Source organism: Halovenus marina (assembly GCF_051414115.1).
GTDB lineage: Archaea > Halobacteriota > Halobacteria > Halobacteriales > Haloarculaceae > Halovenus > Halovenus marina.
Map to the genome: position 1 here is coordinate 2,882,141 of NZ_JBLKNZ010000001.1, position 20,265 is coordinate 2,902,405.

Below are 20,265 nucleotides of genomic sequence, written 5' to 3' on the forward strand. Positions count from 1 at the left end.
GCTACTATCGGGAAACCACCCCGAAAGCAGAGTTATCCCTATCTATCGGATAGTCGACCCATGAAGGAGTCGACGGAAGCGTCGGCCACCGATGCCGAAGACACCGAAGCGGACTCGACGGCTCCGACCGATTTTGCGTCGTGTTGGACGGCGATCCCGTCGCCAGTGATCGTCCTCGACGACGAGGGGCGAATCGTCCACGCCAACGAGCGCGTGGAATCGACGTTCGGATACGCCGAGGAGGACGTCATCGGGACGCCAGTGACGGAGTTCTGTCCGATGTTCGAGTTTGCCGAGATCGAAGCACGGAGTTCAGTTGACGGCGGTGACAGCGCCCTGACCGGGCGTGCGAGGCGAGCGGATGGGTCCCAAATTCTCGTCGAGGTCAGCATCGGCACCTCGTCGATCGGCGGGAAGCGTCGGTACGTGTTGGTCGTCAACGACGTGAGCGAGTACTACGAACGCAACGAGGACGTCACCCAGTTCAAGCGCGTCGTTCAGACCATCGACGACGGCGTGTACGTCCTCGACGATTCGTTCAACATCATGATGGTGAACGATGCCGTCGAGTCGATGACCGGCTACTCGCGGTCGGAACTCGTCGGCTCGAACGCGACGATGCTCACCGACGAGCAGACCATCCAGAAGGCGGCCACGATCAGCCAGCTTCTCACGATGAGCGAGAACGACGCCATGACGATCACGGCCACGATAGAGACCGCAGACGGTGAGACGCTCCCCATCGAGACGCGGTTCTCGGTCTACTGGTTCCCGGACGGGAGCTACGGACAGGTCGGGGTCATCCGGGACATCTCCGAGCGCATCTGGTATCAGGAGACTCTGACGGCGCTCCACGACTCCACACGGGAACTCCTGCACGCAGAGACGAAATCGGACGTCGCGAACCGCATCGTCGACACCGCCATCGACGTGCTCGACCTCACAGCCGCCGCCGTCTACCTCTTCGACGGCGAGACGAACGCCCTCCACCCCGTGGCAACGTCCGATGGGCCGCTCGACACGCTACCAGAGGTCGGTTCGGACGACGGATCCCTCTGGGACGTATTCATCGATGGGACGCGAGAAATCGACCGGAGTGGTGCGCCGATACGGCTCACTGACGACGTGACCGTCCCGACGGAGAACGGCACGTTCATCCCGCTCGATGACCACGGCGTGTTCTTCGTCGCGATGCGGGACCGTGACAGCGTGGACACGGACACGCTGGAGCTGATCGACCTGCTGGCGGCCAGTGCCGAGACCGCGCTCGAACGTGTCGACAGGGAGACGACGCTCCGGTCCCGTGACCGTGAACTCCGGGAACGCAACCACCAATTGCGGCGACTCAAACAGACCAACGAGATAATCAGGCGCATCGACGCGGCGATCGTCGATGCGGATTCGCGCGGGGAGGTCGAAGCCGCGGTCTGTGAGAACCTTATCGAGTCCTCACTGTTCGCGGCGGCCTGGATCGGACAGACCGACGGCGACGAACTGGTTCCCCGGTCGTGGGCTGGCGATACCGCCGGGTACGTCGATGCGGTCGACCTCTCACTGAACGGGACCGACAGCCCGCCGAGCGTTCGCGCAGCCACGACCGGTGAACTGGCAATCGAATCAGAGATCGCCACCGACCTCCGGAGCGAGCGGTGGCGAACCGAGGCGATAACCCGGGAGTTCCAGTCCGCTATTAGCACTCCGCTGTCCTGTGACGGCGTCACGTACGGCGTTCTGACGGTCTACTCGACGGAACAGTCCGGGTTCGACGAGCAGCTCCAGACCGTGTTCACCGAGTTGGCGGAGACGATCGCAAACGCACTCCGTGTCGTCGAGACCAAGCAGTGGCTCTCCGCCGAGCGGGTGGTGCGACTTGCACTGGAGGTGGACAACCCGACAGACCCGCTCTCACGGATCGCCAGCAACACGGGTCACCCGCTCGAACTCGAAGGTGTCGTCGCTCGCGAGGAACGCCACAGCGCCTTCGTCCGCGTCCCGGACGCGACAGCGAAACAGGTGACCCGTGTCGCCGACCGGATCACGGGCATCGACTCGGTGAGAGTCCTGGGAGACGAGGACTCTCAGTTCTACGAAGTCTCCGTGACGGCACCCACGCTCGCAGTGGACATCGCCGAGTACGGCGGTCGTATCCGTTCGCTGGTTCTCACCGGTGAGTCCGCGAGCGTGACCGTCGAGGTGCCGTACACGACAGACGTCCGCTCGTTCGTCGAACGAATCGAGTCGGCCCACGACACGACGCAACTGCTCGCACGGCGCGAGGAGTCCAACCCGGCCCGACGGCCCGAGGGGTTCCGGGCGACGCTCAGAGACCGACTCACGGAGCGACAACAGCAGATACTCAGGACTGCGTACCTGACCGGCTTCTTCGACTGGCCGCGCAAGACGACTGGGGCGGAGATTGCGGAGTCCTTCGACGTGACGCAACCGACCATCAACCGGCACCTGCGCATCGGACAGCGAAAGTGTCTGGAACTGCTTTTCGACGACGCCTGACCGGCACGGCAGCCACGATTTATGTGTATAAATCGGCGCGAGCGAGTGTTTATCTAGTTAGTGATGACCGATATAGGGTTGTGTCTGTACAGATAGCATGACGCAGCAAACCATGACAACAACACCAGCGGTGTACAGACGAAGCGACGATGAATCGGTCACCGAGACTGTGGTTCGTGCCGTTGCCGACGTGCAGGACGTGGATCCGTTGCAGATGGACAGTCGGCTCGGAGACGCTGTCGACCCGGGAGCGATCGAGAACCTCTGTGACAAAGCGAGCAACGGCAGTGACACGAGTGTGTCGTTCGTCTTCGCTGGCCACCGCGTCACAGTCGAAGCCTCTGGGTTCGTGTTCGTCACCGAGCAGGAACCCGACCACACGAACACCGCCCGAGAGGAGAGGGACCAGACGATGTTGCGTGGTTCCGAGTCATCCTTGCATCGTGTGTTGCAGACGCTGTGATCGTTCGACCAGTTCGAGTTGTTTTCTTGCAGTAATACGTTCTTATCAGGCGTACGGTTTCTTTGTCCACCGCCGATATGCTGGTAATTTGGTCCTACTATCGCAAGTAGATGTACGTATTCTCATGCTACTCGGTGCTGGTTGGCAGGGAAAACAGTCCAAACGTCGCTTAGAAACATCCTACACGCGATAACGGTTATTAACTTCGTGTTACCGTATCGAATCGTGGTTGTGACGAGTTACCTTCGAGCGGGCACGGATGGTTCGCGCCGTCGCGTTCCGACCCACGTGCGCAGCCGATCGGTCGCCCGTCTCGGGGTAAGCGATGGATACCAGCCGAGCAGTCGGCGACGATCCAGTCGAGCGGTTGCGACGATCGAAACTGGATGAAACTATGTCGACGACAGAATCAACAGCGCAAGACGAGCCACACGAGTGCATAAACGAGATACGAACAGTAAGCCTGCCACCGCGGGTTCAGGAGTTGGCCGACGAGTACGACAGGTTGTTCGAGGAACGCGACCGGTTCCTCTGGAAGTGGATCCATTCGCTATTCCCCTCGTTTACGCTCTCGACGGTCGCTGACGAGTACGCCGCACACGTACGGACACAGAAGACGATACTGACGATGTACGTCACCATCCTCGACGACATCGTCGAGCAGCGTGGGGACAGACGGACCTTCGACGAAGTGTGTCGCCTCCGAACAGAGGGGCAAACGGCCGACCCAGGCCGCGCGCGCGTCGACCAAGAGTCGTTCGAGTTCATCGAACGCGTCTGGCGCACTTTCGAGGACGGCATCGTCGACGCACCGCGGTACGACGAGTTCGCAGACGTATTCGAGTACGACCTCGAACAGACGATGAACGCCATGGAGTACAGCGCGATGGTCAACGAGAACCCCGAAATCGCGAATCTCAGGGGCGCGAGACGGTACGAATCACACAATATGGTGATGTTCCCGTACGCCGACGTCGACCTGATGTACGCGCCGGAGTTCGAGACAAGCGAGTTCGGTGCGGTCAGGGATCTACTCTGGGACCTCCAGGAGATGGCGCGTATCGGCAACTGGCTGACGACCTGGGAGCGCGAAGTCGACGAGGGCGATTTCACTGCCGGTATTGTCGTCTTCGCTCTGGAGGAAGGCATCGTCACGCCCGACGAACTCGACGCCGACGAGGATGTCGTCGACCGGATCAAGTCCAACGACGTCGAGGAACTGTTCCGCCAGCGCTGGGCGAACCGGTACAGGGCAGTCAGGGAACGGCAGTTCGACGCCGATACCGTCGACCTCGACCGCCTGATCGACGGCATGGAAACCGTCTACGAGTACCACATCGCGACCCGCGGGCTGAAGTGAACCTCACGGCACCGACGGTCTGCCAGCACTCGACGACACAGCAGCGTCGTCCTCACACCGGCCGTCATCTGACACCTCCGACAATTGATATCGCAAGACGGCGGAGGGGGCCGTTCACCAGTCGAATGGAATCCAAAATCTGAGAAAAATTTGAGTTTTGAAAAGCTACCGCTAAGCGTCTGTACTGGCCGTTAGTAGTAGTTTCGGGGAGAAGTACGAAACCGCAGGACTGCGCACGGACACGGTGGGATTCGAACCCACGACCGTCGGATGTCTCCCCCCGCGACTGGCGTCACGAGGTTAGAAGTCCGACGCTCTATCCTGGCTGAGCTACGTGCCCTCAAAACACGATTGCGTCGCACGAACACTAAGCCGTTTGGATCGACCTGACGAGAAATACGGATACCTCCGCTGATGCAAGTGAGCCACAGAAAGCCCTCGGCTGTCTCGAGTCCCGGGACTCGTTGCGGGCTTCGGCCGTACACGGCCTGCAGTCCTTACTTCGTCCGGGTTCCCCGAGACAGCCTCGCCCTTTCAGTCCGCCAGGGAGTGGATGTATCACCAGCTGAGATAGGAATTTCAACAGACGTTCTCTGGATCGCCTGAAAAACGAAAACCCGTCCGATCAATCCCACTGCACGCCGGGGTTGGTGACAGCACCGTTAGCGGCCGAGCCGAAATCGCGAATGTACTTCGCGAGGACGCCGGTGTCGTAGGCTGGCTCCGGGTCGTCGCGCTCGTCCAGTCGTGCCTGGAGTTCCTCTTCTGAGAGGTCAACTGCGAGCGTTCGGTCTGGGATGTCGACGGTGACGGTGTCGCCGTCTTCGAGCGCGCCGATGGGGCCGCCGACGTAGGCTTCTGGGGCGACGTGGCCGATCATCGGCCCTCTGGTCGCACCCGAGAAGCGGCCGTCGGTCAACAGCGCCACGTCGTCCTCGTGGCCCTGTCCGACGACGGCGGCGGTGACGCCGAGCATCTCTCGCATGCCCGGGCCGCCCTGTGGCCCTTCGTTGCGGATGACGATGACGTCGCCGCTCTCGATGTGGCCTTCCTGGACGTACTCCATCGCCGCTTCCTCGCTCTCGAAGACGCGGGCGGGACCCTCGTGGTGGAAGGCGTCGTCGCCGGTGACCTTCAGGACGCCGCCGTCGGGCGCGAGATTCCCAGTGAGGATCTTGATCGCGCCCTCCTCCTGTTTGGGGTCGTCGACGGTGTACAGCCAGTCGGCGTCGAGTTCCGAATCGTCGGGGAGCCGTCCCTCGGATTCGAGATGTTCGATCTCCTCGGCGAGCGTGCGTCCGGTGACGGTCATCGCGTCGCCGTGGAGCAGGTCCGCTTCGAGCAGTCGGCGGAGCACGACCGGGACGCCGCCGAGTTCGTGCAGGTCGTTCATCACGCGCTCGCCGCCCGGTTGCAGGTCGGCAATCTTTGGCGTCCGACGGCTGATCTCGTCGAACTCCTCGATAGCGAGGTCGATCCCGGCCTCGGCGGCCATCGCGAGCAGGTGGAGCACGCCGTTTGTCGACCCGCCGATGGCGACCTGCAGTGCGATGGCGTTCTCGAAGGACTCCTTCGTGAGGAAGTCAGATGGTCGTCGTCCTTCTTCGACCACTTCGACGGCAAGTTCGCCCGCTCGTCGGGCCTCCTCGTAACGAGATTCGGCCTCCGCGGGCGGGGAAGCGGCCCCGAGTGGCGAGAAGCCAAGCGCCTCTGCGACCGAGGCCATGGTGTTCGCGGTGAACATCCCGCCACAGGAGCCAGCGCCGGGGCAGGCCTCGTGTTCCATCTCGGAGAGTTCGTCCTCGGACATCTCGCCCTGTGCGACCGCGCCGACGCCCTCGAAGACGTTCTGGATGGTGATCTCTCGGCCGTCGTGTTCGCCGGGCATGATGGAACCGCCGTAGAGAAAGACGCTCGGCAGATCCGTGCGAATGGCGGCCATCATCATCCCGGGCATGTTCTTGTCACATCCGCCGATGGTCACGAGCCCGTCCATGCGCTCGCCGAAGGCGACCAGTTCCACCGAGTCGGCGATGATCTCACGGGAGATGAGCGAGGCGCGCATTCCCTCGGTGCCCATCGAGATGGCATCGGAGATAGTGATCGTGCCGAACTCGATTGGCATCCCGTCCGACTCGTCGATTGCCTCGTAGGTCGAGGCGGCCACGTCGTCGAGGTGGACGTTACAGGGAGTGATGTCGGCGGCCGGGTTCGCGATGCCGACCATCGGTGCGGCCATGTCCTCGTCGTCGTAGCCCATCGCGCGAAACATCGCACGGTGGGGTGCGCGCTCGGGACCCTGCGTGACCTCGTTGCTCGGCAGATCCGGATCCTTGTCGTACGTTCGCTCGCCGTCGATACGGCTCGGACGTTCACTCATACGTAGTCGGTGGGTGTCACTGTACTTAAACGGCCCCTTCTCCCTGACGGCGATTCGCGTGAAACACCGTCGAATGATGGGTCGAGAGCGAGTGGCGGCAGTCCGCTCCACGAGCGAGCACCCTCTCGAACCAGACTACCCCGTCCGGTCAGTCGGCCCCCCGAGCACGGATTTCAGCAGTTCTGCCTCCCCGCGGCGGAGGATGGTACTCGCTGTCGACTTGTCGATATCGAGCGTCTCGGCGAGTTCGGCGAGCGTACACTCTCTGGGCACCTCGAAGTAGCCTTCCCGCACTGCCGTTTCGAGCACCTCTCGCTGGCGGTCGGTCAGCGTGTTCTCTGGATCGGTCGATTCGGTCAGCGAAAGGAGTTCGTAGGAGAGTCCCGACGCGTCGAGCGTCGCCCGCAGTCCCTCCAGTTCCTCACGGGTCGCCGTCAGGTCGAACTCGTAGAAGCCGTTCTGCACGTCGACGGGAAACTCGATAGTCAGCGAGGCGCTCTCGACGAACTCGTAGAGGTTCGTGTCCGTCGTCTCGTATCGCCCGAGGACCCGCCGCTCGTCGCTTTCGAGCAGTTCGTAGTCGTGGATCGACGAATGCGACCGCATCGAGTCGACCACATCGTCGGGCGTGTCGGTGATCGTCTCCCCGAGTTCGAGCGCGCTGTCCCCCGTCTTGTACCCCGACAGCAACCGAAACGTCGCCCGCGGAAACGCCGTCGACACGTCCGTCACCCAGATGCCGTCCGGTAGTCGGATCCGAAATCGTGCGCTGATCATCCGTGACTCGTCTGTCTCGAACATCCCGTGCGAACAGTTGCGCGTTCGATACGTTTCTCTGTCCCCAACATGTTGGCCTAATATGTACGGACACTCGCCACCCACATCAAGGTACGCGATGAACCAGACGACCCGATTCGCAAACTGGACACACAGCACAGACGGGCCGAGCGACAGTCGGAGAGACATCACAGGAGACGGACGGAATCGATCCGGGTGTGTCTGAGATGTTCGGATCTATCGCTGATCGCGTCTCGACGACGGTCACGGACCATCCGCTGCTGGTTATCGTCGCCGTTCTCCTTCTGACTGTCGGCGTCGGTGCTGGGCTGCCACAACTCGATATGGCAAATCAGACGAATATCGACGACGAAGTCTTCGAGCGAACCGCTGTCGGTGACGCGCTCGAATACACGAACGCCCACTACGGCGACGACGAGGAGACCGCACTTTCGAGCGTGTATCTCAGACCAGCGGACGGCAACGCACTCTCCCGAGAGTCGCTGATTCGCGCCCTCGAATATCAGCAGACCGTTCTCGACAACGAGACGGTCGCCGCGGAACTGGTCGACGGACGGTCGATCACCGGGCCTGCGACGTTCGTGGGGACGGAGTTAGCTAGCGAAGACGCAAGCCCGGCGGAGATGCAGGCGGCTATTGAGGATGCCAGCGACGAGCGACTCGACGAGGCGATCGAGCAGACACTCAGCGACGGGACGCGTGCCGGGCAGTACCTCCCGCGTGGGTACGAACCCGGAACGGCCGAGGCCGAGAGCGTTCGTCTGCTCTTCGAGTTCGAGCAGGCTGGCTACACGCAACAGCAGGAGCCACTGCCCGACGAACGCGCCCAGCAGGTGCTGTTCGACGCGGCCGAGGAGAGCGACGACCTGTTCACGATGGGGACGCTCGCGCAGGCCGAGTGGAGTTCCCAGCAGATCATGGACGTCTTCTGGCTCATCGTCCCGCCAGCACTGTTGCTCGTCGTCGCCGTCCTGGCGTTTGCCTACCGCGACCTGGTCGACATCCTCGTCGGCTTTGTCGGGGTCTGTGTCTCCGTCCTCTGGTTTTTCGGCATTCTGGGCTGGCTCGGGATCCCCGCCGGATTCGCCAGCATCGTCGGCCCGATACTGATCGTGGCGCTGTCTATCGACTTCGGGTTGCACGTGATCATGCGATACCGGGAACAGCGCGGCCCCGCGGAGGGGATTCGCCCGCCGCTCGCCCGGTCTGGCTCGTCGGTGCTGGTCGCGTTCGTCCTCGTCGCGCTCACCGCTGGCGTCGGCTTTCTGGCGAACGTGACGAACCCAATCGGGTTCATCCGCGCGTTCGGCGTCGTCATCACGCTCGGCGTGTTCGCGTCCGTGTTCGTCTTCGTGACGCTCGTCCCGGCGCTGAAACTCGTGATCGACTCCCGGCTCGAAGGGCACGGATTCGACCGACGGAAGCAGGCGCTCGGAACGAGCGGCGTTCTGAAGCCAGTCCTCTCCTCGGGCGTCACGCTCGCCCGCTCGGGTGCAGTCGCCGTTGTCGTGCTGTCGCTCGTGGTGGGCGGACTGGGGCTGGTTTCCTACACTGACCTCGACAGACAGGGCTTCCAGCAGGACTTCGCCGACGCGGACGACTGGCAGACGGACCTGCCGGACCCGGTCGGCTGGAGTGCTCACGAGACCGAGTACCGACAGAACCTCGACTACGTTCAGGCGCAGTTCCAGTCGACTGACGAGCGCGCCCGGACGACCACGTTTCTCGTTCGCGGGGACGTGACCGACGTGACCGCACTCGAACGGATTCACGTCGGCACAACCCGGGCCGCCAGCCACGAACTCGCGTTCAGACAGGGCGGACAGGTGCCGGTCGTCTCGCCCCTGTCGCTCATCCGGGCCTACGCTATCGGAAACGAAGAGTTTGCCACGCTCGTCGCACGTGCTGGAGATCACAACGACGAGCTCGAGGCACTGCTCACAGACCTGCGCGCGGACGACGAGGCCTTTGCCGCTGCCCTCGCTGCTGTCGACGCTGACTCCGCCTCGGAGCTATCCGACTCTGCCGACGCGACCGACATCGAAGCGGTGTACGACACCCTCCACGATATCGCGCCCGAGGATGCCGCCGCCGTCCTCAGTCGCGTCGACGGCGAGTACGAGTCGATGCGGCTCATCGTCCCCGTCGAGCAGGGCGTCGACATCGACGAGCGCGGTGCAGCGATGCACGCACTCGCGGACGAAATCGAAGGCGAGACGGACCTGCGCGTCGACCCGGTCGACTTCGCGACCGTCTCCAACGCCGGACTCGGGACGATAGCCGACAGCATCCTCTGGACGATGGTGCTGGCCTTCGGCGGCGTCACGCTCGTACTTGCCGCCACCTACCACCTCGAACGGCGACGGCTGACCCTCGGCGTGGTGACCGTCGTACCCATCGTGCTCGTGACCGGGTTCGTCTTCGGCGGAATGTACTTGTTTGGCGTCCCACTGACCTTCATCACTGCGTTTCTGGTGAGCATCACCATCGGGCTGGGCATCGACTACAACATCCACGTCAGCGACCGGTTCATGCAGGAACTCGACGACGGGGCCGATCCGATCGACGCGCTGTACACGACGGTTCGGGGCACCGGCGGGGCACTGCTCGGCAGCGCGCTCACCTCCTGTGCCGCCTTCGCCACGCTGCTCGTTCACCCCTCCGCCGTCTTCCAGTCGTTCGGGGCAATCGTGGTGCTGTCGCTCTTTCTCTCCTTCCTTGTGAGTGTCTTCGTCCTGCCGAGTTTCCTGCTGTGCTGGGCGCGCTGGCGTGGGTGAAGAGGTATCAGCCCTCGCTTCCCGCAGCCCCATCGGGGACGAACTGCGCGGCGACCAGACCGATCCCGGCCGCGATTCCGGCGGGGATCAGTACGGTCAGGAAAAATACGAGAAATGAGACGATGCGTTCCTGCAACCCGCCCTCGACGGCGACAAACGGGCTGAGTGTGATGAATGGCATCGCGAGCAAGACGAGCGCGACGGCGTAGCCAGTCGCGGCGACTGCACCCTGTACGGTCCGTCGCCGCACGAGGTAGGCCGTCGCGCCGAGCCAGAGGAAAAACCCGAGCAGGAGCGCCCAGAGGCTGTTCGTCATCGCGAGTAACACGAAGGTTCCGACCAGACCGACGACGATCCCACCACCGATGCCGACGACGACCGTCAGCGTGTTGTCGACGAACCCGTCGGGGTCGAGCAGTCGCCCGTCCTCCGTTCCGACCCCCGCGGCGTCGACGACGCTGTCGGCCTGCGCTGTGACGGTGCTGGCGACGCTGTCGCCGTCGATCCCGTCAGACGCGGCGGAAAATCCACTCTCGTCTGACTGGTCTATCCCACCGTCCTCGTCCAGTCCGTCGGGGAATTCCGCCGAACAGTGCATACAGTACGTGGCTGTCTGTCCGACCGGTTCGCCACACTCCGGACAGCGCGGGTCGGCGTTTGCGTCGTGCATGTTTCAGGTCAACGGAAGCGCTCGACTCGATAGACAACCATTTCGTATCATCTCATATAAATTCTCACTCCGGCCGCTGCCCTGAACGGTGGTGTACCTTTATTGAATAGAGCGACGAGGTGGGCGTATCGTGCAATCGAATCCCATCGAACGCGGCGGTTTCGCCAGAAGCCATCACACTTCCCTGCGCCGAGGTGGCTGCCCGTGAGTGACCGACGCTCCGTCTCCGCTGACGCTCACGAACTCAACCCGGAGACAGTCTGGCACATCGAGATGCCAGCAATCCGGTTCGGGCGACACGCCATCGAAGAACTCGCCGCCCAGTTGCGTGATCTGGGCGTCGAGGAGACCGCTCGCGGCCTCCTCGTCACTGACGAAAACCTCGTCGACGTCGGCCATCCGGGTCGTGTGCGCGACCACCTCACGGACGCCGGATTCGACGTGGACATCTACGACGGGGTCGAGCGCGAACCCACCGTCGCGGCCGTCGAGGACTGCATCGCGTTCGTCCGCGACGCGACCGAGAGCGGCTACAACTTCTATCTCGGACTCGGCGGCGGCAGCAGCATGGACACGGCGAAGGTCACGCGGGCGGTTCTCGCAAACGGCGGTGACCCGCTCGACTACGTCGCCGAACCCACGGGGAACGGTGAACCACTCACCGACTCCGGCGACCCGCTGGTGTTGCTCCCAACGACGGCCGGAACTGGTGCCGAAATCTCACCCGTCGCCATCCTCTCGGTACCCGACGAGGAGACCAAGGAGGGGATTTCCAGCAATCACGTCCGCGCCGACGCCGCCGTTCTCGACCCGACGCTGACGACGACGCTTCCCCCGGACCTCACCGCGAAGACGGCGATGGACGCGCTGGGCCACGCCATCGAGGGCTACACCACCCACAAGTACGACTCGCTGCTCCGCCCGACCGATCCAGCGGAGCGACCCGTCTACGCCGGTCGGTCGCCGCTCACGGAACTGTTCTCCGAGAAGGCGATTCGGCTCCTGTCGTCGAACGTCCGGCGGGCAGTCCACAACGGCGACGACCTCGACGCCCGCGAGAACGTGCTGCTCGGCGCGCTCTTTGGCGCTATCTCCGGGCTGACCGCGGGCGCGAGCCTCTGTCACGCTATGGCGTACCCGGTCGGGAACCGGTATCACACCTACCACGGCGAGACCATCGCCGTCCTGACGCCTGCGAGCACCATCGACTACAACGCCGCTAGCGACCCGGCCCGCTTCGCTCACCTCGCGGACCTGTTCGGCGTCGACACCGCGGGCATGACCGACCGCGCGGCCGCGGACGCGCTCAAAGCGGAGTACATCCAGCTTCAGCGGGATCTGAACGTCCTGCCGAGCGGCCTCGCCGAACTCGCCGGGATCACCGAGGACGATGTCGACTGGCTCGCAACGCAGACGGTCGGCACGCAGGAACGACTCCTGCGGTGTAACCCCCGGCCGGTGACGGAAGACGACGTGCGCGACATCTTTCTCGACGCGCTGTACAACTGGGAGTAACTGGCTCCGTTGGCTCGGTCAGCCTCCATCCCGTCGCTTCACGAGTTCGACCCGGAGCGCGAGCGCGAGAAAGACCGCCAGAATGGTGGTACAGACGGCGAAGGCGGCGGTGTGGTCGAAGACAGCGAGCGTGCGGTCGATCTCGCCGTTCACGCGCAGGCCGGTCACCCACGTGTGGTGTGGGCCGTCGAAGATCGCCACGAAGTAATCCAGCACGTCGTTGAGCACGTACCAGCCAGTTGCGACGCCGACGGCCCAGACCGGAAACTCGGCGTAGCGGGTGATGAGAAACGCCTGCACGACCATCGCGGCGTGACTCCAGATGAGAAACTGGTACAGCCACGGCTCGATCACGCCCGGCCCGTTGACGTAGAGTTGCACGAAGGGCACCCACGCGCCGTACTTCAGACAGCCGAAGAAAGCGAGCATATGGAGCCATTCGGCGTCCCAGCCCAGCCGCCAACTCGCCAGAGACAGCGCCATGTACATCGTCGCCAGCGGGCTGACCGGGACGATGATCCACATGATGATCGGCGTCTCCTGCAGTTGCACCCAGTAAAACCAGAAGCCGAAGGCAGTCCCGGCGAGGTTGACGAAGACGATGGGCCAGAGCAGCCGAAAGCCGACGTTTTCGAGCCACTCGGGCAGCGGCGCGAGCCACCACGGCAGGTCACGAGACTCGGGAATCGGCTCGTCGACGTATCGGGCGAGAAATCCATCGAGGCGAGCGCCGACGCCACTCATACACGGATGTACGGGCGGTTCCGCAAAACGGTAGCGATCGGAAAGCGATCACCGAAACCCAGTCGGAGACCGATCCCCCTGGAAACGCAACCGGTTAAGTGGATGCACACCTAATCCGAGATATGAGCGACCCCACCGATCTGGAGGAGTTACAGCGCGGCACCGAACTGGTCAAACGCGGCTTCGCGAAGATGCAGAAAGGCGGCGTCATCATGGACGTCGTCACGCCGGAGCAGGCCCGAATCGCCGAGGACGTGGGTGCGGTCGCGGTGATGAACCTCGAAGCGGTGCCCGCGGACATCCGCAAGCGCGGCGGCGTCGCCCGCATGGCGGATCCCGCCTCGCTGCAGGCGGTCATCGACGAAGTCTCGATCCCCGTGATGGGCAAGTGCCGGATCGGCCACCGAACTGAAGCCCAGATTCTCGAAGCCGCGGGCGCGGACATGCTCGACGAGTCCGAGGTGCTCACCCCGGCCGACGACGAGTACCACATCGACAAGCGCGAGTTTACGGCTCCATTCGTCTGTGGCGCGCGCAACCTTCCCGAGGCGCTGCGACGCATCCGCGAGGGCGCGGCGATGATCCGAACAAAGGGCGAGGCCGGAACGGGCGACGTCAATCAGGCGGTACACCACCAGCGCGCGATCAAATCGGCCATCCGCAAACTCGAAGGGATGAACCACGAGGAGCGTGAACGCTGGGCGCGCGAACACGAGGCCCCGGTCGACCTGGTTCACGAGACCGCAGACCGCGGTCGGCTACCCGTGGTCAACTTCGCAGCGGGCGGGATTGCGACGCCCGCCGACGCCGCCCTGATGATGCACCACGGGTGTGACGGCATCTTCGTCGGGTCGGGCATCTTCGGCGCAGAGGACCCCGAGGCGATGGGGACTGCAATCGTCGAAGCGGTCAACAACTGGGACGACCCTGAGCGACTGGTCGAGATTGCCGCGAACGTCGGGAAGGGGATGTCCGGAGACGCAAACGTCGACCTGCCAGAAGAAGAGAAGCTCCAGGACCGGGGCGTCTAGGTCTGCGACAGTTTCTCGGGTACTGCTGACTGTGCGCGTCGACGACGGTTACTCGGTGTCTGCGCCGACGAGTTCGCGATACGCCGCGACGCCAGCGAGCGTGACGCCGCCGAAGACCGCAGCGCCGCCGACGACCGTCGAGAGGGCAGTTCCGCCGTCGCCCCCGCCGGACCCGAACGGACTGAGTTCCGTCTCGGCGTTGTCTTCGCCGACGACGAGCACGCCTTTCATCTGGAGCGTGCGGTGGGGCGTACAGACGTAGGGGAACACGCCCGTCTCCTCGGCGGTGTACTCGTAGACGAACCCTTCCTCGTTGATCGTCGTCCCCTCCGTTTCCGTCTGGCTGTTGAACGCGAACTGGTCGAAAAAGTCCTCGTTGGTCAGATTGCTGGCGTCGACATCCTGTGGGAAGTGAACGACGTTGTGGCCGCCGCCAGCGCCGGTCCACTGCCACTGTACTGTCGTTCCCGGTTCGACCAGCACGACGGGGGGAGCGAACGCGAAGTTGCCGTTGTTGCCCGACGCGCCGACCTCGACCGTGACCTCGTCGAGACCGGTCGCGTCAGCGGTCAGCCCGTCCCAGGTGCCTTCTTCGGCGAGATAGCCGCCGTATGCGCTCGATTGCTGTCCACTCGCGGCACTGCTCAGGCCGAGTGTCGCGACACCGGCCGCACCAGCCTTGAGCACTCCGCGTCGCGTGTAGGTGTCCATATATCCGTATTCACGGGTAGCCCGATATAAATCCGTCTTTCGAGTCGCACCTCTGAGCACACCCCGCTTTAGTGAACACTCTCCTCGGGACAGGAAACAACACACAAGTTGGCTGGGAAATATACTCGGGACATGCGCTTGTTTCGGCTGGTCTCGACGGAACTGCCGACGGAACTCCGGCAGTTTCTCGAGGACCTCGCGACGACCGAGGGGCGTCTGGCCGTCAGCGCCGCGATTGTGTTCCTGACGCTTCTCTGTGTTGTCGTACTCGTCCCGTACATCCTCCGGCGGGTGAACGCCTTCATCGCTGACCGGATGCTCTCTGACACCTCTCGTGGGGTCCTCGACGTCCTCACGGCCTACATTCCGACGACGTTTGGCGGGCTGGCGATCCGAGTCATCCAGCTTGCCCTTCTCGTGAGTGCGGTCATCGCCATGCTCATCGTCTGGGGGCTGGTCGACGTCGCGCTCGGCGTCGTGCAGTTCGCTGGTGTGTCCGCGCCGCTTTTCGGACAGATCGGCGTCACCTTCCTCGTGCTCTTTTTCACCTACGTCGCGCTCGACCTGTTTGGCGACGCGATCAGACAGTACAGTCAGGGCGCAGACCGGATCACCGAACACCAGCAGGAGATCGCACTCCGGCTCGGTCACGTCACCATTCTCGTCTTCGGGTTCGGGGCGTTGCTGACGCTGTGGGGGGTCGACCTCTCGGGGCTGCTCGTCGGGGCGGGCTTTCTCGGCATTGTCGTCGGCTTCGCCGCACGGCAGACGCTCGGGTCGATCATCGCGGGGTTCGTGCTGATGTTCTCCCGCCCGTTCACCATCGGCGACTGGATCGAGATCGGAGGCGACGAGGGAATCGTCACCGACATCACCATCGTCAACACCCACATGCGCAACTTCGACGGCGAATCGATCGTGATGCCAAACGACATCGTCAGCAACAAGCCCATCACCAATCGGAGCAAGCAGGGCCATCTGCGCCTCCGGATCGATGTCGGTGTCGACTACAGCACGGACACCGAGCACGCACAGGACGTTGCCCTGCAGACGCTCGACGACATCGACATCGTCTCCGATTCGCCACCCCCGGATGTCGTCCCGACCGGATTCGACGATTCGGCCGTCATCCTCGAACTCAGAGTCTGGATCGACAGGCCGACGCCGCCGCGCAAGTGGCGGGCGACACGCGCAGTCGTTCACAACGTCAAGGCGGCCTTCGAGTCCGAAGGCATCAAGATCCCCTTCCCGCAGCGCGAACTCTCGGGCCGGGCGGAGACGGAAGGGTTCCGGATTCGCGGTGAGGCCCCACCGGGCACGGACGAGATGGGTGCTAGCCAGCGCACGGCCGGGACGAGTCAGCAGACCGGCAACACGGCACAGGACGCTGATGAGGCTGGATCGACTGCCGACGAGTAACTGTCAGGTGTGCCTGACCTCGAAGGGGTCCGGAGAATAGTTGACAGGCTCTACGCTTAGCGCTGTCTGCGGCCGCCGAGACGACGGTTTCCGACTGTTCCTGACCAGTAAACAGGCAAACAGGTCATCGAAACCATTTTACTATATTGCTACGAGTCGACACACATGGCAGGACAGCAACAACCACCAGGACAGCCGGGGCAGGAGCCACCAGGACAGGGCCCGCCGGGCAGCGGGGCTCCAGGGGGGGCACCGCCCGGGATGGCCCAGCAGTCACGAATCGACTATTACAAGAATCTGATCGATCCGAAAGTGACGGCGGTCGCTGGCGTGGGCGCGTGGGCGGGGGCGCTCGTCCTCTCGTTTTTCGTCGTGACGTTTTTCTCACTCGCGGAGAAACTCGGCGGCGATCTGTCGGGGATCGACATGTCCCACTGGATGCTGACCGGGGGGATCGGTGGCGGCTTCGAGAGTCAGGGCACTGCGTTCAGCGTGTTTCAACTCTACGCACAACTCGACTCGAACTACTGGGGTGTCGGTCCGATCTTGCATTATCTCATTCCGGCTATCGTGTTGCTCCTCGCTGGTCGCGCGGTGGCGGGACACTTCCTCCGGAACCGACCGAACGCGACGGCGGTCGATACGGTGGTCGTGAGCGCTGCACTCGCGGTGCCGTTCGTCGTCATGTTGCTTCTCGGTTCATTCATCTTCACGCACGACAACATCTCCTATGACATCGTCTCGCTTCTGCTCATGGGGCTTGCGTATCCGCTCGTGTTCGCGTCGATTGGAGCCGCGATGCGGACCAGAGCGGCGGTCACGTCGATAAACGGGTTGATCGCTGGGGTCGGGTCCTTCGTGCTCGGCTTCGGTATCTGGTATTTCATCGTCGACCCGTTCGCGGATATGTCCGGTGTAGATGGCTGGGGTGACCTTCCGGGGTCGACCGCGCAGTTCGACTTCCTCGCCGAGTACCTCAGCAACCACGCGCTCGGTGCAGAGCGATTCTTCCCCGAGTGGTACATCGTGGTTGCGGCGCTCGTTGGTGGTGGGGCGCTGGCGTACTATCTCAAGGTCAGAGACCCGCTCGCTGGCATGGGCAAGGGCGCACACGTCGGGGTCGGTTACTTTATCCTCGCCACGCTGATCGCATTCGGCGCAGCCTTCACCAGACTCTCCGACGCGATGGAGTACGACACCTGGCCGGAGGCTATCGTCGCGCAGGTAAACGCCACGATTTCGGGTCTCTCTGCCCAGATCATTCTCGCCGGTGTCGTCTATCCCGTCGCGTTCGCGGCAATCGGCGGCGCAATCGGGGCGAAGGTATACGCGACGCAGTCAACCGGATCGCGACAGGGTGCGGCTATGGGACCGGGTGCACAGCAGGGTACCAGTCCGCCACCGACAGGCCCAGGCGGACAGCAGGGCGGCAGTCGACCCCCGGCCGGATCGGGCGGTCAGCCTCCACAGGGTGGCAGCCCACCACCCGCTGGCGGACAGTCGACACAGCCTGGCGGAAATCCGCCAGCGGAGGAACGTGGACAGCAATCACAGGGAAGCAGTCCGCCACCCGCAGAAGACAGCGGACAGCAATTACGGGGCGGCGGTCAATCGCCGACAGAAGAACCCGAGTCGGACACCGAGAGCGACGGCCAGCCGCCACAGCGATAGCGGTCGGTTTTCTGTGAAAACGAGACTCGTATGCACCGCTCGCAGTCAGAGCAGTTGCGCGCCCTCGCCGATCCGGGCCTGGTAGACGCTGGCCTCGACGCCGTGGTCGGCGAAGCCGTCGAGCATCGCCACCCCCACGTCGCGTTGCACCTCGTCGGGACAGGCGGCGATGACCGTCGGGCCAGCACCGCTTATCGTGACGCCGGTCGCGCCAGCATCGAAGGCCGCTTCCCGGACAGCGTCGTAGCCGTCGATGAGTTTCGCACGGGCGGGCGTCACGACGGAGTCGTACATCCCGCTCCCGACGAGTTCCGGGTCGTCGCGGTGCATGCCGGTCGTCAGCGTCGCCGCGTTTCCGACCGTTTCGACGAGTTGTGAGACGTCCGTGCGCTTGGGGACCACCTCGCGGGCATCCCGCGTCGAGACCACGATGTCAGGGAGACACGCCACGAAGGGGATGTCGGCGTCGACGCGGGTGACGCCGTCGTCGGTTGCGATAGTGAACCCGCCCATGATCGCCGGAGCGACGTTGTCGTCGTGGGCGTCGCCGGAGACGACGGCCTCGCCTTTCGCCGCGACGGGGACGAGTTCCTCGCGAGTCTTTCCCCGGTCGTACAGTTCGTTGAGCGCGACGGCCGCCGCCGCGGCGCTCGCGGCCGAGGAGCCGAGTCCCGACGCCGGTCTGACACCCTTGTCGATGCGGATGTGCGCTGGCGCGTCGAGCGCCTCGGCGACCGCACCGACGGTGTTTTTCTTCGGGTCCTCGGGGATGTACTGGCTGCCCGCCCCCGTCACGTCGATCGTCGTCTCGCTGGCTTTCTCGACGCGGACGATATCCGCCGGACGCGAGAGCGCCACCCCGAACACGTCGAAGCCGCTCCCGAGGTTCGCACTCGTCGCCGGTGCCCGGACGGTAACCATACCCCGATTTTTACTACTGCAAGCAAAAAGGTAGCGGAGTCGACTACGAGTACTGGGGTAGTATTGTCGAGTTGCGTAGTGAATAGCTGTTCGAGGTGCTGAAACCACCAAGAAAGCCCCCACAGTCCCACCAATCTGACTGATTGGCCTGTCTACGGGGCGGGACTGAAAGGGGCAAGCCTCTGAACGAACCCCGGCATCCGCGGCTTCGCCGCGGGCTCGGGAGAGCTTGCTCTCCCGGTGACGTAAGCACGCGACTGGAAGGAGCGCGCGTGGTTCGAGAGAGCGGAGCTCTCTCGTCACTGAGCGAATCGAAGATTCGCGAGGTCTGCGAACGCGTTGCGTTCGCCCGATCCTGAAAATCTTCGATTTTCTGAGACAGCGAGTCGCGGGCAGCGAGGCGCAAAGCGCCTCGGGCCGTGCGAACGGCGAAGCCGTGAGCAGAAGTTCAGAGGCTCGGGGCTTTCATGCTGTTCACATGTTTGATACCGCTTATCTGAATACCGCCGAGCGAGACGAACAGAACATTCAAGCGGGGATACGAACAAAGGCGAGTGATGACAGCGCCCGGCGAGGACAGCGCGGACGGATCGCCCGCGGCGGAGTCGGGGGGGACGCGCCGACAGGACACGGGTGAACCCCAGCGGGACACAGCAGAGAGACAGCCACGTTCTACCCCCGACGGGCCGCCGCCACGCCGAGCCACGGACAGCGGCGACGGCGAGGGGTGGATGCCGTTCGTGCGCGACCTGGTGGTGAGTCTCCTCGCAGTGGCACTGTTCGGTTCGTACCTGTTTGCGATAAGCGGCGTCTGGCCGCCGCTGGTCGCCGTCGAGAGCGGGAGCATGAACCCGAACATGGAGCGAGAAGACCTGGTCTTTGTCATGGAAAACGAGCGGTTCACCCCGGCAGAGGCAACCGGTGAGACGGGCGTCGTCACGGCCCAGACCGGGAGAGAGACGGGGTACTCCCAGTTCGGCGGCTACGGCGACGTGATCGTCTTCACACCGGACGGGGACCCGAATCGGACGCCGGTGATCCACCGGGCGAAACTCTGGGTCGAGGAAGGCGAAAACTGGTGTGATCGTGCAAACGAGGAGTATCTCGGCAACTCGAACGCGTGCGAAGAAGCACCACACGCGGGGTTCATCACGAAAGGCGACGCGAACGGCCAATACGACCAGGTGCGGGGGATCAGCGAACCGGTCAAGCCAGAGTGGGTCGTCGGTACGGCTGAAGTGCAGGTGCCGTATCTCGGCTGGTTCCGCCTCCAGTTGCAGTGAATAACTATACC

15 protein-coding genes and 1 tRNA gene are annotated in these 20,265 nt (G+C 63.6%); 9 read left to right on the forward strand and 7 right to left on the reverse strand.

Annotated features, from left to right (window positions below; all coding sequences use genetic code 11):
* Positions 1-60 precede the first annotated feature (60 nt).
* From ACMGFL_RS14710 to ACMGFL_RS14720, 3 genes are all read left to right on the forward strand, one after another.
* Positions 61-2,511, forward strand: coding sequence for a PAS domain S-box protein (locus tag ACMGFL_RS14710; protein ID WP_436936290.1), 2,451 nt, complete (start codon positions 61-63; stop codon positions 2,509-2,511).
* Between the two features lie 112 nt (positions 2,512-2,623).
* Complete coding sequence (locus ACMGFL_RS14715) at positions 2,624-2,974, forward strand: HalOD1 output domain-containing protein (protein ID WP_436936291.1); 351 nt, start codon at positions 2,624-2,626, stop codon at positions 2,972-2,974.
* Between the two features lie 394 nt (positions 2,975-3,368).
* Complete coding sequence (locus tag ACMGFL_RS14720) at positions 3,369-4,334, forward strand: hypothetical protein (RefSeq protein ID WP_436936292.1); 966 nt, start codon at positions 3,369-3,371, stop codon at positions 4,332-4,334.
* 236 nt (positions 4,335-4,570) lie between these two features.
* Here the strand turns inward: ACMGFL_RS14720 and ACMGFL_RS14725 are convergent.
* The 3 genes from ACMGFL_RS14725 to ACMGFL_RS14735 form a co-directional block, all read right to left on the reverse strand.
* Positions 4,571-4,674: transfer RNA gene (locus ACMGFL_RS14725), tRNA-Arg, on the reverse strand.
* Between the two features lie 285 nt (positions 4,675-4,959).
* Entirely contained in the window at positions 4,960-6,714 is a 1,755-nt protein-coding gene (ilvD, locus tag ACMGFL_RS14730; protein WP_436936293.1) for a dihydroxy-acid dehydratase, read from the reverse strand.
* 135 nt (positions 6,715-6,849) lie between these two features.
* Positions 6,850-7,491 carry a helix-turn-helix domain-containing protein gene (locus ACMGFL_RS14735; protein WP_436936462.1) on the reverse strand — a complete coding sequence of 214 codons (642 nt, stop codon included), beginning with the start codon at positions 7,489-7,491 and terminating at the stop codon, positions 6,850-6,852.
* A 227-nt stretch (positions 7,492-7,718) separates the two neighbouring features.
* Here ACMGFL_RS14735 and ACMGFL_RS14740 point away from each other — a divergent pair, with 227 nt between their 5' ends.
* Positions 7,719-10,289, forward strand: a complete 2,571-nt coding sequence (locus tag ACMGFL_RS14740) for an efflux RND transporter permease subunit (RefSeq protein WP_436936294.1) — start codon at positions 7,719-7,721, stop codon at positions 10,287-10,289.
* Positions 10,290-10,296: 7 nt separating this feature from the next.
* Here the strand turns inward: ACMGFL_RS14740 and ACMGFL_RS14745 are convergent, their stop codons facing one another.
* Positions 10,297-10,959, reverse strand: a complete 663-nt coding sequence (locus ACMGFL_RS14745) for a zinc ribbon domain-containing protein (RefSeq protein WP_436936295.1) — start codon at positions 10,957-10,959, stop codon at positions 10,297-10,299.
* Positions 10,960-11,163: 204 nt separating this feature from the next.
* Here ACMGFL_RS14745 and ACMGFL_RS14750 point away from each other — a divergent pair, with 204 nt between their 5' ends.
* Complete coding sequence (locus ACMGFL_RS14750; RefSeq protein WP_436936296.1) at positions 11,164-12,474, forward strand: hydroxyacid-oxoacid transhydrogenase; 1,311 nt, start codon at positions 11,164-11,166, stop codon at positions 12,472-12,474.
* Positions 12,475-12,492: 18 nt separating this feature from the next.
* On the opposite strand, the gene ACMGFL_RS14755 is transcribed toward ACMGFL_RS14750, so the two are convergent.
* Complete coding sequence (locus ACMGFL_RS14755) at positions 12,493-13,218, reverse strand: DUF1405 domain-containing protein (RefSeq protein ID WP_436936297.1); 726 nt, start codon at positions 13,216-13,218, stop codon at positions 12,493-12,495.
* 122 nt (positions 13,219-13,340) lie between these two features.
* Here ACMGFL_RS14755 and pdxS point away from each other — a divergent pair, with 122 nt between their 5' ends.
* Complete coding sequence (pdxS, locus tag ACMGFL_RS14760; RefSeq protein WP_436936298.1) at positions 13,341-14,249, forward strand: pyridoxal 5'-phosphate synthase lyase subunit PdxS; 909 nt, start codon at positions 13,341-13,343, stop codon at positions 14,247-14,249.
* Positions 14,250-14,297: 48 nt separating this feature from the next.
* Here pdxS and ACMGFL_RS14765 read toward each other — a convergent pair whose 3' ends face one another.
* Positions 14,298-14,960 (reverse strand): plastocyanin/azurin family copper-binding protein, encoded by a 663-nt coding sequence (locus tag ACMGFL_RS14765; RefSeq protein ID WP_436936299.1) that lies wholly within the window; start codon positions 14,958-14,960, stop codon positions 14,298-14,300.
* 132 nt (positions 14,961-15,092) lie between these two features.
* Here ACMGFL_RS14765 and ACMGFL_RS14770 point away from each other — a divergent pair, with 132 nt between their 5' ends.
* Both ACMGFL_RS14770 and ACMGFL_RS14775 read left to right on the forward strand, forming a co-directional pair.
* Positions 15,093-16,379 carry a mechanosensitive ion channel family protein gene (locus tag ACMGFL_RS14770; RefSeq protein WP_436936300.1) on the forward strand — a complete coding sequence of 429 codons (1,287 nt, stop codon included), beginning with the start codon at positions 15,093-15,095 and terminating at the stop codon, positions 16,377-16,379.
* 165 nt (positions 16,380-16,544) lie between these two features.
* Positions 16,545-18,050 (forward strand): DUF7978 family protein, encoded by a 1,506-nt coding sequence (locus ACMGFL_RS14775; protein WP_436936301.1) that lies wholly within the window; start codon positions 16,545-16,547, stop codon positions 18,048-18,050.
* A gap of 45 nt (positions 18,051-18,095) precedes the next feature.
* Here the strand turns inward: ACMGFL_RS14775 and ACMGFL_RS14780 are convergent, their stop codons facing one another.
* A complete protein-coding gene (locus ACMGFL_RS14780; protein WP_436936302.1) occupies positions 18,096-18,971 on the reverse strand; it encodes a homoserine kinase in 876 nt (291 codons plus the stop codon).
* A 557-nt stretch (positions 18,972-19,528) separates the two neighbouring features.
* Here ACMGFL_RS14780 and ACMGFL_RS14785 point away from each other — a divergent pair.
* On the forward strand, positions 19,529-20,254 hold the full coding sequence (locus ACMGFL_RS14785) for a S26 family signal peptidase (RefSeq protein WP_436936303.1): 726 nt from the start codon (positions 19,529-19,531) through the stop codon (positions 20,252-20,254).
* Positions 20,255-20,265 lie beyond the last annotated feature (11 nt).